This window comes from Halomonas sp. CnH100-B, from assembly GCF_024124605.1.
Taxonomy (GTDB): Bacteria; Pseudomonadota; Gammaproteobacteria; order Pseudomonadales; family Halomonadaceae; genus Vreelandella.
On the sequence record NZ_JAMXRX010000002.1, the window covers coordinates 91,848 to 109,022 of the forward strand.

14 protein-coding genes are annotated in these 17,175 nt (G+C 53.3%); 12 read left to right on the forward strand and 2 right to left on the reverse strand.

Translation table 11 applies throughout. The annotated features are described in order from the left end of the window. Positions 1 to 2: 2 nt before the first annotated feature. Positions 3 to 431 (forward strand): phage holin family protein, encoded by a 429-nt coding sequence (locus NH398_RS03985; RefSeq protein ID WP_253016681.1) that lies wholly within the window; start codon positions 3 to 5, stop codon positions 429 to 431. Beyond that, a complete protein-coding gene (locus NH398_RS03990) occupies positions 428 to 1,441 on the forward strand; it encodes a DUF3618 domain-containing protein (RefSeq protein ID WP_253016683.1) in 1,014 nt (337 codons plus the stop codon). Before NH398_RS03985 ends, NH398_RS03990 begins: the two co-directional genes overlap by 4 nt. Positions 1,442 to 1,490: 49 nt before the next feature. On the opposite strand, the gene xseA is transcribed toward NH398_RS03990, so the two are convergent. After that, positions 1,491 to 2,846 (reverse strand): exodeoxyribonuclease VII large subunit, encoded by a 1,356-nt coding sequence (gene xseA / locus NH398_RS03995; protein ID WP_253016685.1) that lies wholly within the window; start codon positions 2,844 to 2,846, stop codon positions 1,491 to 1,493. A gap of 217 nt (positions 2,847 to 3,063) precedes the next feature. Between xseA and guaB the strand changes: the two genes are divergently transcribed. The 7 genes from guaB (at position 3,064) to NH398_RS04030 (ending at position 13,147) form a co-directional block, all read left to right on the forward strand. Next, positions 3,064 to 4,533, forward strand: a complete 1,470-nt coding sequence (gene guaB, locus NH398_RS04000) for an IMP dehydrogenase (protein WP_253016687.1) — start codon at positions 3,064 to 3,066, stop codon at positions 4,531 to 4,533. Between the two features lie 89 nt (positions 4,534 to 4,622). Continuing rightward, on the forward strand, positions 4,623 to 6,200 hold the full coding sequence (guaA, locus tag NH398_RS04005) for a glutamine-hydrolyzing GMP synthase (protein WP_044630771.1): 1,578 nt from the start codon (positions 4,623 to 4,625) through the stop codon (positions 6,198 to 6,200). Between the two features lie 390 nt (positions 6,201 to 6,590). Continuing rightward, positions 6,591 to 6,962, forward strand: coding sequence for a hypothetical protein (locus tag NH398_RS04010; protein ID WP_253016689.1), 372 nt, complete (start codon positions 6,591 to 6,593; stop codon positions 6,960 to 6,962). Between the two features lie 4 nt (positions 6,963 to 6,966). Next, the gene (locus NH398_RS04015; protein ID WP_253016691.1) at positions 6,967 to 8,094 is read left to right on the forward strand and encodes a PcfJ domain-containing protein; all 1,128 of its coding nucleotides are present in this window, start codon (positions 6,967 to 6,969) and stop codon (positions 8,092 to 8,094) included. A gap of 287 nt (positions 8,095 to 8,381) precedes the next feature. Next, on the forward strand, positions 8,382 to 9,215 hold the full coding sequence (locus NH398_RS04020; protein WP_253016692.1) for a Hachiman antiphage defense system protein HamA: 834 nt from the start codon (positions 8,382 to 8,384) through the stop codon (positions 9,213 to 9,215). Positions 9,216 to 9,219: 4 nt separating this feature from the next. After that, a complete protein-coding gene (locus NH398_RS04025; RefSeq protein ID WP_253016694.1) occupies positions 9,220 to 12,267 on the forward strand; it encodes a DEAD/DEAH box helicase in 3,048 nt (1,015 codons plus the stop codon). 298 nt (positions 12,268 to 12,565) lie between these two features. After that, the gene (locus tag NH398_RS04030; RefSeq protein ID WP_253016696.1) at positions 12,566 to 13,147 is read left to right on the forward strand and encodes a DedA family protein; all 582 of its coding nucleotides are present in this window, start codon (positions 12,566 to 12,568) and stop codon (positions 13,145 to 13,147) included. A gap of 32 nt (positions 13,148 to 13,179) precedes the next feature. Here the strand turns inward: NH398_RS04030 and cml are convergent, their stop codons facing one another. Next, entirely contained in the window at positions 13,180 to 14,379 is a 1,200-nt protein-coding gene (gene cml / locus NH398_RS04035; RefSeq protein WP_253016697.1) for a CmlA/FloR family chloramphenicol efflux MFS transporter, read from the reverse strand. A gap of 313 nt (positions 14,380 to 14,692) precedes the next feature. On the opposite strand from cml, the gene NH398_RS04040 reads away from it, so the two are divergent. The 3 genes from NH398_RS04040 (at position 14,693) to NH398_RS04050 (ending at position 17,169) form a co-directional block, all read left to right on the forward strand. Further along, complete coding sequence (locus NH398_RS04040; RefSeq protein WP_253016699.1) at positions 14,693 to 15,496, forward strand: PhzF family phenazine biosynthesis protein; 804 nt, start codon at positions 14,693 to 14,695, stop codon at positions 15,494 to 15,496. Between the two features lie 170 nt (positions 15,497 to 15,666). Next, positions 15,667 to 16,617: a DUF808 domain-containing protein gene (locus tag NH398_RS04045; RefSeq protein ID WP_253016700.1), complete on the forward strand. Its 951-nt coding sequence runs from the start codon at positions 15,667 to 15,669 to the stop codon at positions 16,615 to 16,617. Between the two features lie 75 nt (positions 16,618 to 16,692). Continuing rightward, positions 16,693 to 17,169 carry an NYN domain-containing protein gene (locus tag NH398_RS04050; RefSeq protein ID WP_253016701.1) on the forward strand — a complete coding sequence of 159 codons (477 nt, stop codon included), beginning with the start codon at positions 16,693 to 16,695 and terminating at the stop codon, positions 17,167 to 17,169. Positions 17,170 to 17,175: the final 6 nt, after the last annotated feature.

Sequence of the window (17,175 nt, forward strand, 5' to 3'; positions counted from 1 at the left end):
GAATGGAATCAGAGAGCCAAAAAAGCAGCTCGGTAGGCACGCTGCTATCCACGTTACTCAACGAAGTGACCGCGCTGGTGCGCGGCGAGGCGGCACTCGCCAAAGCCGAAATGTCGGAAAAAACCCATCAAGCGATGGCAGGCGTGGGAGCCGTTGCCACGGCAGGCGCGGTGCTGTTGGGCGGGTTTCTCACGCTGCTGGCAGCGCTGGTCATGCTATTGAACGGCGTGCTGCCACCGGAAACGCGCCCGTGGCTGGCAGCCGTGGTCGTCGGGGTCGTGGTCACGCTGGTGGGCGTAGTCATGCTCAAAGCGGGGCTGAAAAAAGTGCGTGCCCAGGGGCTGATGCCGAACCGCACTATGAATAGCCTGCGCAGTGACAAAACGCTGGCCAAGCAGCATCAGCAGCACGTCAAGGAGGAGGTGAAATGAGCGAGCGCGATACTTCACACAGCCAGGCACAGCGTGAACCGGACGAGATCGAACAAGAGATTCACCAATCCCGCGAGCGGCTGGATGCCACGCTGCACCAAATCGAAGAGCGCTTTTCGCCCGAACAGTGGCTGCACACCACCTATGACTACCTGCGCCACGGCGGTGCCAACGAGTTCTTTGCCAATTTGGGCACGACGGTGAAGCAAAACCCCGTGCCCACGCTGCTCACTGGCGCAGGGTTGGGCTGGCTGATGCTGCGCCAATCGAATGGTCCTGATCGGCATCGCCACGCCCACGGCCATGCCACCGATGTACACCCAACGCCAACACCGCCGGATGAGGTGGTAACCCCGCCCCGCGCCAGCGCCGGGCAGCACGACCCGCGCAGCGACGCGACTGGCACGGGCATCAAAGATCGCGTTCGGCATGTGGGCCACAGTGCTCACGGGGCGGCACAACAAGTCGGCGAAAAAGCGCACCAATGGGGAGGTCGTATGCACGATTCCATGTCTCACGCCCAGCAGGGCACACAACACCGCGTCGATCACATGAAAGAGCGCGCCCACCACGCCAGCGACCGCTCTTCGGACTTCATTCAAGAGCACCCGTTGGTGGTCGGCGCACTAGGGTTTGCACTGGGGGCGGCGCTTGCCAGCCTGAGTGCCACCACGCGCAAAGAGAATGAAACCCTGGGCGAGTACCGCAACCAAGCCATGGATCAAGCGACCAAAATGGGCGAGGCGGAAGTGGATAAAGCGCAGCACGCGATTCACGACAAAGCGGAATCGGTTAAACAGCACGCCCATGAACAGCGCGAACAGGGTCATAAAGAGGATGATAACCCCACCCAGCATAACGAGCCGGGGTTAGCGGGCTCCAGCACGCCGTCGGGCAACACCCAGGGCGCAGGGACTAATGGCGCCACCCCCGGCAGCGTCCACCCCACGACCCCAGGGGCGACTACCACCACGTCAACCTCGGAAACGCGCAAACCGCCGCTGCCATAGCGGTGACACCTGCTCATTCCCCGTTTCTCTCATCAACCAAGCCACGGCGCTACTTCTTGTAGCGCCGTTTTACTTCAACGTTGAGGCGACCTTCGCCCAGGCGCAGTTTGAGCCGTTGGCCGGGTTGGGTGTCGTCGGCGCGGCGGATGACTTGGCCTTGGGCATCTTGGGCAATGGCGTAGCCGCGGCCGAGTACGGCCAGCGGGCTGACGGCGTTCAGCTCGCGGGCGGCGCTGTGCAGGCGTGCTTGCCGCGTTTCTAACAGGCGCTGCATGGCGCTGGCCAAGCGGCGCTGTAGGCTGCTGATACGCTCGCTTTCGGCGCGGTGTAGCCGTGCCATATCTTGGCTGGCGAGGCGTCGGGTGAGCTGGGCCGTTTGGGCTTTTTGCTGGGCGAGCGTTTGCTGCATGGCGCGGGTAAGGCGCTGCTGCAGCGTAGTGAGGTGCTGGCGCTGGCGGGCGAGCTGTTCGCCGGGATGGCGAAGGCGGGCGCGCAGAGTATCTAGCCGCTGGCTATCGCGCTCTAACCGCGCCTGCATGCTTCGTTGCAAACGCTGCTCCGCTTGAGCGAGCTGGCGCTTGAGGGCGTGTTGGTCCGGCACTAGGCGCTCGGCGGCGGCGGACGGAGTCGGGGCGCGCATATCGGCGGCAAAGTCCGCCAGGGTGACATCCACCTCGTGGCCCACCGCTGACATCACCGGCAGCCGGGAGTGAAAAATCGCTCGCGCCAAGTGTTCGTTATTAAACGCCCAGAGATCTTCCAGGCTGCCGCCGCCACGGGTGATCAGCACCACATCGTGCTCGGGGTCTAGCCGCGCCTGCCGGTTGAGCAGGCCCAGCGCCGAGATCATCGCCGGGGCGGCGTCAGCGCCCTGAACCGGTACGGGAATCAGCGTCACGTCCGCCAGCGGCCAGCGGGCGGCCAATACGGCCAGCACATCGCGAATGGCCGCCCCGGTGGCGGAGCTTAAAATCAAAATCTTGCGCGGTGGAAAGGGCAGGGGGCGCGTATTGGCGAACACGCCTTCGCCTTCCAGCTGCGCTTTCAAACGCTCAAAAGCCGCCAGCAGCTCGCCGAGGCCAGCGGCCTGCACCGCTTCAGCAATGAGCTGGTAATCGCCCCGTGGCTCGAACAGCGAGACCCTCCCGCGCAGCTTCACTTGGTCGCCATCGCGCATGGGAGCGGCCACAAAGCGCGCTCGCTGACGGAACAGCGCACAGCGAATCTGCGCCCGGTCGTCTTTTAAAGTGAAATAGATATGCCCCGAGGCCGGGCGAGACACGTTAGAAAGCTCGCCCTCTACCCACACTTCCCCCACGTCGCGCTCCAGGGTTTGCTTGGCGCGCTGGTTGAGTTGGCTCACGGAGAGCGCTTTGGGAGTGGGTGATGTGCTTGTCGGTTCCATCGTTGGCCTTGGTGATCATTTCGTGGATGACACGATACCTCAAACGAGGTGCGTGAGCCTTCCCAGCGGCGCTTATTCCCGCAGCGCCTCCAGCGTCATTAGCAATTGGTATAAGCCCAACCGCGTCTCTGCATTGCTGGGGCGGCCCTCAAAACGTTATAATAGGCGATTAACTTTTCACGCCCCATCTTCCCACTTCTCAATGGGTGTTGCCGCTATGCTACGTATGGCCCAAGAAGCGCTTACGTTCGATGACGTACTCCTCGTTCCCGGCTTCTCCGACGTTCTGCCAAAGGATGTCAGCCTCAAAACCCGCCTGACCCGCAATCTCTTCCTGAATATTCCCCTGCTTTCCGCTGCAATGGACACTGTCACCGAAGCGCGTCTAGCGATTGCGATGGCTCAGGAAGGCGGCATCGGTATCATCCATAAGAACATGACCATGGCGCAACAGGCCGCTGAAGTGCGTAAGGTGAAGAAGCACGAAAGCGTCATCGTCAAAGACCCGGTCACCGTGAGCCCCAAAGCCAAGCTGGAAGACCTGCTGGCCATGGCCCGCGAATACGGCTTCTCCGGCTTTCCGGTGGTGGAAGGTGAAACCCTGGTCGGCATCGTCACCGAGCGTGACATGCGCTTCCAGCCGAACCACGGCGACAGCGTGGCCGATATCATGACCCCCCGCGAGCGTCTGGTCACCGTACCGGAAGGCACCGAACTCGAAGTCAGCAAAGCCAAAATGCGCGAACACCGCATCGAGAAAATGCTGATCGTCGATGACGCCTTCCACCTGCGTGGCCTGGTGACTTTCCAAGACATCGAAAAAGCCCGCACTTACCCGATGGCCGCTAAAGATAGCGACGGCCGCCTGCTAGTAGGCGCAGCGGTCGGCACCGGCCCGGAAACCCCGGACCGCGTAGCCGCACTAGCCGAAGCAGGCGTTGACGTGATCATCGTCGATACCGCCCACGGCCACTCCCAGGGCGTGATTGACCGCGTTCGTTGGATCAAAGAGAACTTCCCCGAGATTCAAGTGATTGGCGGCAATATCGCCACCGCCGCCGCTGCCAAAGCGCTGGCCGAAGCAGGCGCAGATGCCGTGAAAGTGGGCATCGGCCCCGGCTCCATCTGCACCACCCGCATCGTGGCAGGCGTAGGAGTACCGCAAATCACCGCCGTTTCCAACGTGGCCGAAGCGCTGAAAGAGTTCGACATTCCGCTGATTGCCGATGGTGGCGTACGCTTCTCTGGCGACCTAGCCAAAGCCATTGCCGCTGGCGCCAGCGCCGTGATGGTCGGTGGCCTGCTGGCCGGTACCGAAGAAGCGCCGGGTGAAGTGGAGCTTTACCAAGGCCGTACCTACAAAGCCTATCGCGGCATGGGTTCCATGGGCGCAATGTCCCAGAACCAAGGCAGCGCCGACCGCTACTTCCAAGACAAAGATGCCGGTGCCGAAAAACTGGTACCGGAAGGCATCGAAGGTCGCGTGCCCTATAAAGGCATGATGGGCGCCATCGTCCACCAGCTGATGGGCGGCCTGCGCGCCTCCATGGGTTACACCGGCTGCCGCGATATTCAAGAAATGCGCACCAAGCCGGAATTCGTACAAATCACCGGCGCTGGCTTTAACGAGTCCCACGTTCACGACGTGCAGATCACCAAAGAAGCCCCCAACTACCGGGTGAGCTAACCAGCGCATTAAGTTACACGGCGGCGGGCATTGCCCCGCCGCTTGCTTTTTAGCCAATGCGGCCCGTTCCGCGTTATAGAGGCTCCGCCATGAGTGACATTCACGCCCATAAGATCCTGATTCTCGACTTCGGCTCCCAGTACACCCAGCTGATCGCCCGCCGGGTTCGCGAAATCGGCGTATTCTCCGAAATCCGCGCCTTCGATATCACCGAAGAAGAGATTCGCGAATACAACCCCAACGGCATCATCCTGGCCGGTGGCCCGGAATCCGTCACCGAGCTGGATTCCCCCCGCGCCCCGCAGTGCGTGTTCGAAATGGGCCTGCCGGTATTTGGTATCTGCTACGGCATGCAAACCATGGCCGAGCAGCTGGGCGGCAAGGTAGAAGGCTCTAACCAGCGTGAGTTTGGCTACGCCCAGATTCAAATCGACGCCGAGACCGCGCTGTTCAAAGACATCAAAGACCACGTAGACGCCGCCACCGGCAACGCGCTGCTGGATGTATGGATGAGCCACGGCGATAAAGTCGCCAAAGCCCCCGACACCTTCACCGTGACCGCCTCTACCCCGAGCTGCCCGATTGCGGCCATGGCCTGGGAAGAGAAGCAATTCTACGGCGTACAGTTCCACCCCGAAGTGACCCACACCCTGCAAGGCCAGCGGATTCTTGAGCACTTCGTGCTGGATATCTGTAAAGCCGAAAAGCTGTGGACGCCCGCGCAAATCATCGAAGACCAAGTACAGCGCGTACGCGAGCAAGTAGGCGACCGCCACGTACTGCTGGGCCTTTCCGGCGGTGTCGACTCTTCCGTAGTGGCCGCGCTGCTGCACAAAGCGATTGGCGACCAGCTCACCTGCGTGTTCGTGGATAACGGCCTGCTACGTAAGAACGAAGGCGACCAAGTGATGGAAACCTTCGCCAAGCACATGGGCGTGAAGGTGATTCGTGTAGACGCTGAAGAGCTGTTCCTCAGCAAGCTGGAAGGCGAGAAAGACCCGGAAGCCAAGCGCAAAATCATCGGCAACACCTTTATCGACGTGTTCGATGAAGAAGCCAGCAAAATTGAAGGCGTGGAGTTCCTGGCCCAGGGCACCATCTACCCGGACGTGATTGAATCCGCCGCCTCGAAAACCGGCAAAGCGCACGTGATCAAATCCCACCACAACGTGGGTGGCCTGCCGGAAACCATGAAGCTCAAGCTCGTCGAGCCGCTGCGCGAACTGTTCAAAGACGAAGTGCGCAAACTCGGCCTAGAACTCGGCCTGCCCTACGATATGGTCTACCGCCACCCGTTCCCCGGCCCCGGCCTGGGCGTGCGGATTCTCGGTGAAGTGAAGAAAGAGTACGCCGACATTCTGCGCGACGCGGATGCCATCTACATCGAAGAACTGCGCGCCGCCGGTTGGTACGAAAAAACCAGCCAAGCCTTCGCCGTGTTCCTGCCGGTGAAATCGGTAGGCGTCGTCGGCGACGGCCGCCGCTACGAATGGGTCATCGCGCTCCGCGCGGTCGAAACCATCGACTTCATGACCGCCCGCTGGGCGCACCTGCCCTACGAGCTGCTGGAGAAGGTCTCCAACCGCATTATCAACGAGTTGGAAGGCGTTTCGCGGGTGACTTATGATGTGAGCAGTAAGCCGCCTGCTACGATTGAGTGGGAGTGATTGCCTAGGGGAGCGGATGAGAGCTGCCTAGCTCAGCCGCATTACCCGTTTCAAATGGAAGCCTGCCTTCATCGGCAGGCTTTTTTTGTTGATAATATTGTCTATATAAGGTTAATTTTGATCTCTCTTAGGAGAGATAGCGGTTGCAGGTGTGACAGTGAATCGGGGCATAGAAAATTTTGTTTTCTACCCACTTTTTGGTTTTTTACACTTTAGTTGCTTTCTAGTTGAGTAATAAATTTGATAAGCATGGTTTCTAATTGTTCTAAAAGAAAGCGTTTTCATAAAGAAAGAAGGGAGGGGGTGAGGTTTTTTAACTTGTGGTTTATAATTTGTGAGCTTGAGTTAAGCTAGGCTTAAATTTTAGAAGATAATTTTATATGAGTTTTGATGATGACGGTTTCTGATTTTTTTGAAGTTGTTGAAAGGATTTTGAAAGCTTTATTTTCATGGCCTGCAGTAGTAGTTATCTCAGTTTTTCTATTGAGGCAGGCGATTTTGAAAATCGTTGATAGATTAGTTAGTGGAGAATCAGGAAAAGCGAAACTAGGGTTTGTTGAAATCGAGTTAGGAAAACTTGCTAAAGATGGTAGAGAGGCAGTTGATAACCTCAATGAAGTCAGTATGGTTTTGGCTAAGTCAAGGTTGTTGGAACTGGAAATTACGAGAGATAATTTTTCAACAGTTTTTACAGTTGAACAAGAAAGAGAGTTAAATGAGCTAATATCAAAACTTAGAGAAGCTATTGAAGGATGTAGGTGATGATATGTCTGGGAAGATAGTAGTAGATTATTCGCCTCATTTGGAGGTTAGTTTTTCTATTGAGTTTTCTGATAATGACGTGTTAGTTAGAGGGAGATCTCATGGAGAGGAATATTCCTTTTTTGATCCGGGGGTTATGGTTTTTTATGAGGATGGCAGTAGCGATTTTGCTTTCAATTTGTATAATGATTTTGCTGCTTTAGAACCCGCTGTTAAAAGAGAGTTATTAGCTTTTAAAGTGATGCAGGTGGGGCTTATAAAATCATGTATAACCAGTCATAGAGCCTTACAGATGCTTTTTTCCAATAAAGTTCTACTTTGGCTTCTTGTAGATTTCTTTTGTTATTTTGAAACGAAAAATAGTGATATTGTAAGATTTTTGGGCATGAAGCGCCAAAATATAATTAAGTTAGTCGCAGGCGAAACTTCTCCTGGAGCTGTGAATTTTCTGAGAAAAATATTATTGATTGACGGTGACAGATTTGAACTAGAAGTTATTAAAGATGCTTTGGTTAAGCCTGAGTTAATCGGAAAATTCAGGCACTGGGATAGTATCCCTGTACAAGCTATATATGTAAGCGATAAGCGTGAATTGGTTTCTGGGGCCCTATTTTTGAAAGATTTTTTTGAGAGGAATAGAGTGGGTCTATGTCGGAGTCTGCAGTCAATAAGTGACTTATACAAACTTGCAGAAGATACTGTGAGTTTGGGAAAGTCTTTAAATTTTAAAAATGCAGAAAGCTTAGTTGTTAAGTGTGAAAAAGAGTCTGATCTTAAAAGACTTCATGATGTATGGGTTGTTAAGTTAAATAAATCAAGAGAGTTGTACGAGCCAGACTTGCTTTTCCCTGAATGTTACCTTCCGAAGAACGATAATATAATATGGATATCATCGGCCAATGAGTTGATTAAAGAGGCTCGACTGATGCGGCATTGTGCTGCTACGTATGTGGAAAAAGCGAATGCTGGAGTTTCAGTTTTATTTTCTGTCCTTTATCCTGAAAGGGCAACTTTAGAGTTGAAAAAAATTGATAAAAAATACTCTATTAGTGAAATAAAGGCTAGAGGTAATAAAGATGTTTCCAAAGAAACCCTTGATTATGTTAGAAGATGGGTGAGTCGTTTTGATTGATATATCCTGATCCGAAGGGGGTACTTCATAGGTGACCATCGTTGAATGGCTGTGGTGAAGCTGTAAGTGCTGGCAGGCTTTTGTGCCTGGTAACCCAGTGGTGAGCCGCTTTGCTGTCGGAAAGGGTAGTATCTGAGATGAGACCTTTCGATATCGCGGGCAGTCCTTATTTGCTCTTATGCTAAATTTGTATCAAAGTGTTATAAAGGCCATGAGTTTCACCTAATCTTGCTGCTACAAACGGCCTATTATCGCTGGGGGCGATCAGTGACAACAAGGAGAGTGTTTTGCCAATTGATCTAAAGCTATATGTCGATGGTACTGTGGATATTAAATCCTCAAGCTTGACTATACAAAAGGTGAGATCGGGGTGGCGTACTTTTTTAAAGCCTGATTACGATGGTAGAAAGCTATCAAGGTATATAGGCGGAAAATTACCCTATCATTACCGTTCTCCTGAGAAAATTGGTGAAGACTTCGGTGCAGAGCATGACGCTTTGGAGATGGTATGGTCGCTGTTTGCCCAGGCTCCTACCACGCCAAAATTTCAGAATAGTCATTGTGGAGAGATACTGTCATCTGTATATCTAGAAGAGGTTCTCGGATACAGGCGGTTATACAGTAAACTTACCTTGACTTCATCTGAAAATACTAACGTTCATAAGATGGACGGTTTTTTTGTTAAAACAGATGGAGTTGATTTTGAATATTTATTAGTGGAGGCAAAAAGCAGCATACTTCCAACGGAAAAATCTAGTTTCTCTGGGCATAGGCATGGAATTCTCAAGCAAATGCTGCAGTCGATAGACGAATACTCTAAAGAGGACGAGCGATTTGATTTTGCAAAGATTAGAGATAATCTGACCGCATCATTTTCCGAAAAAGAGGCGCGCCAGATTAAGAAAGACTTAATTCCTCCGGGACCGATGAAATGTTCATTTCTTGGTGTCGCGGTAGTTAACTCATCGACAGTGCGTAGCGGGGATGATGATTTTATTTTGAGTTCATCCATTTCACATCCTTTTGATTTTTCAGCAATTGTTGTAGATGACTTGGCTGCGCTTGCTCGCGAGTCGTATCACTATGGAAAGACTGTTATGGATGCTATCGCGGGAAACTAACGTTATGTTTGAAGCAGATGAACTCAGCACTTGTATGGAAGCAGAATGGTTTGTTTCCGGTTACTCTGAACTCCAGCGCGAAATCTTGAGTGAGAGACTGGGAAAGCCTAGCAAGAATAGTGATCACGCTCTATCGAAGCGAAATCTTCTGCGATTCAGCCAGGCTGTTTTAGCAAGTGCTCCGGAATGGAGCAATTCTAAAACTGGATTAGAGCGAGACTTATGTATAGCGGCTGGTGATATCGAGGCGGGATTTGGGATTCAGTCTGCAAAAAAGTCAGACTCAAGAGCTCAGGGAAAACACCTTTTAAAGGCCGCTTTATTATATGATTTGGCGGGATTGCCCGGTGCTTCAGCAAAAGTTGCCAAAGACTCCGCGTTCGATAATCGCGTACAAGACTTTTTCTTGCGGCGTAGAGAAAGTTACTGGGGGAATTTAAAAAAGACGTCGGATTCTCCTCCTGCTCAACATAAGGTCTCAATGCCAGAGGCTGAGGTGCCAGAAGACATTAATAAGCTGGTACACAAAGCAATAGCAGAAGCGCTTTTTCAGCAAAGTAGGAATCTCCAGTTTAAGAATGCAAGGCCTGATCAAGCAGCCTCTATATTTAGAGAATTTAGTGGCCAGGCTGGCACCTATAGATTAGACCTCTCCGGTGATGATTTCATCGCAATTTCCAAAGCATTGGATCAAAGGCGTGAGTATTCCAGCCTTTCTATCTTAGAAAACCATTCAGTCCTAGATCGCTCTCAAATCAGCGCATTAGGTGTGCCCCTTGAATTTTGGCCAGTTCAAAAACAGGCCGTTGAGGGAGGTCTTCTAGCAGACAATGTTATTAGCTATGGCCTGGCTGCACCGACCGGGACAGGAAAAACCTCGTTAGCAAAAGTACTGATTGCCTCTGTTATTAAGTCGCAACCAGACAAGAAGGTTGTGTACATTTCCCCTAGCCGCGCGCTCGTCCATCAGGTTTCTAGAGATTTGGCGGATTCACTTGGCCAGATAAGTATAAATGTCAGAGAGTTGGGTGCTCATCTGACAGTCCATGAGCAATTGGCCTCTCCTGATGAGTCGGATGTGCAGGTTCTGGTCTTTACTCCAGAAAGGGCTGATCTGCTGCTTAGAGTGGATCAAGAGTTCGTAAAAAATGTGGCTCTTGTTTTGGTTGATGAAGCTCATCATATTGAGCAGGGTTCCAGGGGTATTCTATTAGAGTTTTATTTGTGGCGAATTAGGCAGTTAGTGCCTCTGAGTGCAAGAATTATTCAGCTCTCCGCTGTAACTCCAAATATATCAGAATTAGTCTCTTGGCTTGATATTGGCGAGAGTTCATCATCAGTGAAGGTGGACTGGAGAACCAATCGTCTGAGATTGGGAAGTTTTGATGTCGTGTCTGGTGAAGGAGTTTTAAAGTTTGAAGGTTTAGAACCAACACCTTTAGCAATAACTGATAGCGATAACCGTCTCTCTAGACTTGCTAGCTTGGCAATAAACCTTTCGGCCTCAGGGGTTGTCTTGGTACTTTGTACAACAGTGAAAATTTGTGAGGAACTCTCTCAATGCATTTTTGAAATGAGATCTGAGTTTATGAGTGGTGGCGAGGTAAATGTTGGGGAAGATGTTGAGCGATTAGATGCCAAAATTGAAAGAGAGTTATACCCAGAGTCTTTATTAAGAAATCACATTAGAAGTAAGGTGGCCTATCATCATGCTCAGCTTCCACCGAGCGTGCGTATATCTCTAGAAGATATAATATCCGCAAGGAAGGTGGATATTGTATGTGCTACTACAACTTTGGCTGAAGGTGTTAACTTCCCATTCGCAACGGTAATTGTTGAATCTCTAGTTTCAAAAAGCTACCAGATCACTCCGCGCTCCCTTTGGAATATCGCAGGTCGAGCTGGGAGATTCGGGGTTGACTCTGAGGGGCACTGCATTCTTTTCGAGCCCGCAAGCTATGAGCATAAACTGCAGGGTTTTACGTTACGAAATTACCTTGGGACTAATCTGGACTCTATACCTCCGGTTAAGTCAGCTTTGGGGGTCGCTTTAACCGAGCTTAAAGACGCCGTCGATTTGGAAAAAATTCAAGAATCTACTCTTGAAGACATCAAGCTTGGCAGTATAAAGATTGATGGCAAAAATACAGCTCTTGCCAAAAGAATTCGCGGTCTAGTAAATCTCGTTCGCGTTAGTTATACGCATGCAAGTGTTGCGGGGCTTGTGAAGCTAAACTCGGAAAATGCTGCTGAGATATCCACTAGTATGCTTGCATCTAATCAGATGAGTTTGGATGTCAAAGAATTTGCTGATCGCTTTAGTTTGCAACAGAAGAAAGTTATACAGGCCGCGTTCTCTTCTGATGCTGAATTAATGAACATTGCGGCCCGTATTGGCTGGTCACTTGAAGCCCAGGCAGAGCTTCACGAGTGGTTGATGACGCTTGAAGATTGGCGTCTCGAAAAATTTGGTCAAATAGTGGTTGGTGGCCATATTTACAAGTTTGACACCCTTGGATATCTGTTAGGGCCGGTGTCAAAATTTATGTCAGAATTTGAAGGGGAAAAACTTGGCGGGGTGACCTCGTTCGTTTCATGCATCTGGATCGAAGGGCAACCGCTCACATCAATACGAGACCGTCAGAAGAATAAGAATCTTGGCGAGCTAGTCCGCATGATTTATTCAAAGGTTCAATACTTGCTGCCTTGGGCGCTATATGGTGTAGCTGAATTACTAGCCTATGAGGCAAAGCGTCGAAGAATCAAAGTTCATGGTGGCGTTAGGGATTTATCAGTTCTGGCTGCTGAGGGGGTCCCTAACTTTGACGCATTGCAACTTGTTATGGGGCTCGGCTTGGAGCGAGTGGACGCTACGAGAATTGCGGCGGCCTATGGCTCCTCTAATAATGGCAAGAGGCGAACAACCGATGTAATTGGTTTTTTTAAGGGTTTAGAAGCAAAAGATCTTTCCCGAATTGTGCGAGGTAACGATAGGAGGCGTATAGATCCGGATATTTACAGTATTTGGCAGAAATTGAACGGTACAACGTAGGGAGGAAAAGGTAATACCACTCTCAGGCCTGTATCTGTTCTCATGTGTGGGACTTCCCTTAGTTTTCTGGCTGGTCATGGTTAGCGTAAGCCGGCTAGGCCGGCTTACAGTCATCTTCTTTAAAGTGCCGGGGAAAGTAGTTTATCTAAGTTACCACCGACGTCGCGCCACTCGCAGATCGAATAAGCTGCCTGCCGCTAAAAAGCCCTATTCAACCCTCCGCATCATCCCGAATCGCTATAAAAATGGCGTTTACGTGCCGCCCACGGTTCCGGGGTAACTTTATGGATGAACGCAAATGACGCTTGAGCATTTGGTAACGAATTATGGCAGCTTCGGCTTGTTCGTGGGGGCGAGCTTGGAGGGCGAAGGCATCGCGATGCTGGGCGGTATCATGTCTCATCAGCACCTAATCGGCGTTTGGCCCGCGATCATCGCCCTGGCGTTGGGTTCTTTCGTGGCGGATCAAGTGTTCTTCCTGCTTGGGCATGGGGGGCGCAATAGCGCTATCGTTCGTTCGGTGCAGGGTAGCGCAGCGGGTGGGCGTGTAGTGACCACATTCAACGCCCACCCGGACGTTTTCGCGTTCTCCTTGCGCTTCCTTTATGGGCTACGCATGGCCGGTGCGGTGACGATTGGCACGACCGATTATCCTTGGCCACGATTTATCCTGCTCAATGCTATTTCGGCGTTGCTCTGGTCGGCCGCCTGGGTCACGCTCGGTTATATGTTTGGTCAGGCCCTTGCGCCCCTTTTTGAGCAATTAAGCGGCCTTTCCCATGTTGTGTGGGCGGGTGTTGCCGTTGCCCTTTGCATCGCGGTAGTGGCCGTGATGGCTACCAGGCGGAGACGAACTCAGCGCTTGACGACGCGCGATTGAGCTTGATGCCTCCGCCAGAAGCTGCATTACCCTTACGTTTGTGATTCAGCACGCGCTAGCCCGGTGAGCAACACTAGAGTCAGCGCTGCCATTCCACCGGTATAGGCGATCAGCGGCCAAGCCGTGCTGCCATCCAGCATTACCACCACCGCAGTGCCTATGCCGCCGACGATCAGGCTTTGCACGCAAAAGTGTAGCGCCACGGCCGTGCCAGCCATGTCGCTGAAGTTTTGTAGCGCGCCATTGGCGGTGACAGAAGTGATGAACACAATGCCCAGCGCCGCCAGCCACATGGGCACGACAAACGACCAAAGGCTTGGCGTGAAGAACATTTCCCCCATCCCCAAAAGGCCTGCGCTGATCAGTAGAACCAACGCGCCACGCAGGGCGCAGCCTGAAATGCCCCAGCGCGTTACGAAACGTTCGGCAAAGCGCGCTGTGACGATCATAACCAGGGCCACCGTCGCAAAGGCAACGCTAAACCCCAGCTCGGTTAAACCAGCGCCTTCGATGAGCACTCTAGGGGCTGTCGAGAAGAATACGAAGAATGCCCCCATAGCGGTTCCGAACGCAACCGTATAGACCCAGAACGGAGTACTTTTAAGCACCCGCCCCACATCCTCCATGCGAGTGGTGTAGTATGCCTGGCGCGATTCATGCCATCTCGGGAAGGCGTAGCTGAGTGTGAGCAGAGCCAGGATACCCAAGGTGATGAAGAGGGCGCTCCAGCCTAGATAACGGGCGATCAAAGCACCCGCAATAGGCCCCAGCGCAGGTACGACAGCCAGCATGGCATTCATTAGGCTGTAAATAACCGCGCTTTCAGGTGTGTTGGCGTAAACATCACGCACCGTAGCGAACATAGCGACGAGCATGGCGGCTGCCCCCATGGCTTGTACCAGCCTGAGTGCAACGAATAACCAGGCCACCGTTGTGAACGCCAGGGAGAATGATGCAGCCACAAATACGAGGGTGCCGCCTATTAGGATAGGGCGGCGACCCATGCGGTCTGAGAGCGGACCAAAGAGGATCTGGCCAGCGCCGAGCATGATCATGTAGAGCGTCAATGTAAGCTGAACGACGTCGGGTGTGGTATCTAAAATGCCCGGCATGGCGGGTACTACCGGCAGATAAATATCCATGCCGAGTGACGCGAGAAGGTTGAAAGGGGCCAGCAACGCCAGCGCGAACGGAAGGCTATACGCCCACTGTCGAGGGTTTTGAGCAGACACAAGGAAACTCCGTGCAAATACGCTTATTTGACGGCGGCCTGTCGAGTCGATTGAGTGACGGTCAGGCTGCCGCAACAACAGAAACGAGGGGTTGCTGCGGCTTATTGGTCTGCTTTTTTGGAACCCATGTGTGTGCTTTTTCAATCATGTGTTGATGGCTGATTGAGCGTAACAGAGACAACGCTTAGAAGGCTACTCGCGCTCATAGGTAGGCTCAGCGAGCTTGCCTTCTGCTGGACTTTGCTAACCCTCACCTGCATGCACGTTTCTACGATATCTTGATGAGATTATTTTATTTGCGTTGGGATAACTCATGAAAATCGACCTCTACCAAGTAGATGCTTTCGCCTCAAAACCCTTTGAGGGCAACCCTGCCGCCGTGTGCCCGCTAGAGGCGTGGTTGGATGATGCGCTTCTGCAGGCCATTGCAGCGGAGAATAACCTGTCCGAAACCGCTTTTTTCGTACCCACGGAAGCGGGCTACCACTTGCGATGGTTTACGCCTTCGGTGGAGGTGGATCTGTGCGGCCACGCCACCTTAGCGGCGGCCTGGGTGGTGTTCCATGCCTTGGGCGTGGTGGCCGAGGCGGTGGCCTTTGAAACCAGAAGCGGTGTACTGACCGTTCGCCGCGAAGGCGATGCGCTGGTGATGGACTTCCCCGCGAAAACGCTCGCACCGCTAGACATGCACGCGGAAGTCGCTGCTGCCCTGGGCGGTATCGAAATCGAGGAGCTGCTGATCGCGGATGACATTGTGGTGGTAGTCGAGGAGGCGAGTGTGATTGAGCGCCTTGTGCCAGATATGCAGCGGCTTAAACAGTTACCAGGGCGAGGTGTGGCCGTTACCGCGAAAGGCGATGACGTGGATTTTGTGTCTCGCTGGTTTGGCCCCAAGGTCGGCGTGGAAGAAGACCCCGTCACCGGCTCGGCGCATACGTCGCTTGCACCTTACTGGGCCGCGCGTTTGGGTAAGCAAGCACTTACTGCCCGCCAGGGTGGCGCACGCCAAGGCGCGCTGAGCTGCGTGGTAGAAGGCGAGCGCGTGATGATTAAAGGCCGCGTTGCGCCTTATCTAATGGGGCAAATCACGCTTCCTGAAAATGCTTCCTTAAGGTAGCACCCCCGCACTCTATAGCGCGCTCCCTCTAAGGCCGCTCTTTGAAGTGACGCAGTGAGGGTAGAGCATGAAGGGAGCGAAACGACACTGCCCTTGGCGTAAAAGAGACCGCCCGCCCCAGCCACCGTGTGCTTTACTGTCTGCAATGCTTATTCATGGAGGAAGCACCCATGGCCATTGGCGGTCTAATAGGATTACTGGATGACGTTGCCGCATTGGCGAAGTTGACCGCAGCATCACTGGACGATGTGAGCGCTGCCGCTGGGCGTGCGACGGCGAAGGCGGCCGGGGTGGTGGTGGATGATGCGGCGGTGACGCCGCAATATTTGCACGGGGTAGTGGCAGATCGTGAGCTGGCGATTGTGAAGCAGATCGCGCTGGGCTCCATCCGCAACAAGCTGGTGTTTATTCTACCGGCGGCGCTGCTGCTGAACCATTTTCTGCCCGGGCTACTGCCGATCATCCTGATGATAGGCGGTACCTACTTGGCGTTTGAGGGCGCGGAGAAGGTGTGGCATAAGCTCTCTGGCCAGCATGACGATGATAAGCCCGCAGTCGAAAAAGGGCCGGAAGCTGAGAAGAAGATCGTCAGTGGTGCCATCCGCACCGACCTGATTCTCTCTGCTGAAATTATGGTGATTGCGCTGGCCACGGTGTCTCACCAAGGATTCTGGTCACAGCTAGCCAGCTTGGTCGTGGTCGCGTTTGTGATCACTGTTTTGGTGTATGGCGTGGTGGCGCTGCTGGTCAGGATGGATGATGTTGGCCTGAAACTCGCCCAGCGGGATCATTCAGGCATACAGGCGCTGGGCCGGAGCTTGGTTACGGCCATGCCCAAGGTGCTGGCGACCATCTCGGTAGTGGGCACCATCGCCATGCTGTGGGTGGGTGGGCATATCCTGATGGTGAATCTGGGAACCGATGGCACAGGTTGGTTCAGCGCGCCCTATGAGTGGGTACATCATATTGAGCTAGGCATTCGTGAGGCCACCGGGGCCTTAGGTGGCGCGCTGGGCTGGAGCTTTAATACGCTGTGCTCGGCGGTGATTGGCTTTTTGGTGGGCTCGGTGGTGGTGGGGGGGTTGCGTTTCGTTCCTGCCAAGCGGGCGCATTCTAAATAGCGGCGCGGTACCATACCCGCTTACTAACGCCAGCCCCAAGAGGCTGGCGTTTCACTACCTGCTGAGGCTTTTGCCATGACACGCGTCGCTATCTTCGTGGATACCCAGAACGTCTATTACACCGTGCGCGAGGCCTACTGCAAACATTTCGATTACCGTCGTTTCTGGGCCCAGGCAACGGCCAACCGGGAGGTGGTGGCTGCCCGCTGCTACGCCATCGATAAAGGCGACGCCAAGCAGCGTGAGTTCCAGAATATCCTCCGCGCGATTGGTTTCGATGTCCGGCTCAAGCCTTTCATCCAGCGCGCGGATGGCTCCGCCAAGGGCGACTGGGACGTGGGCATCACCCTCGATGCCATCGAATACGCCGAGAAAGCGGATGTGGTAGTGCTGGTCTCCGGCGATGGCGACTTCGATCTGTTAGCCCAGAAAATTCGCGAGGTGCATGGTAAGCGCGTTGAGGTATACGGTGTGCCCCAGCTCACTGCTGCCTCGCTTATCAAAGCCGCGAGCGAGTTCATCCCGATTGAGCGCGACCTGCTGCTGGGGTGAATGAGC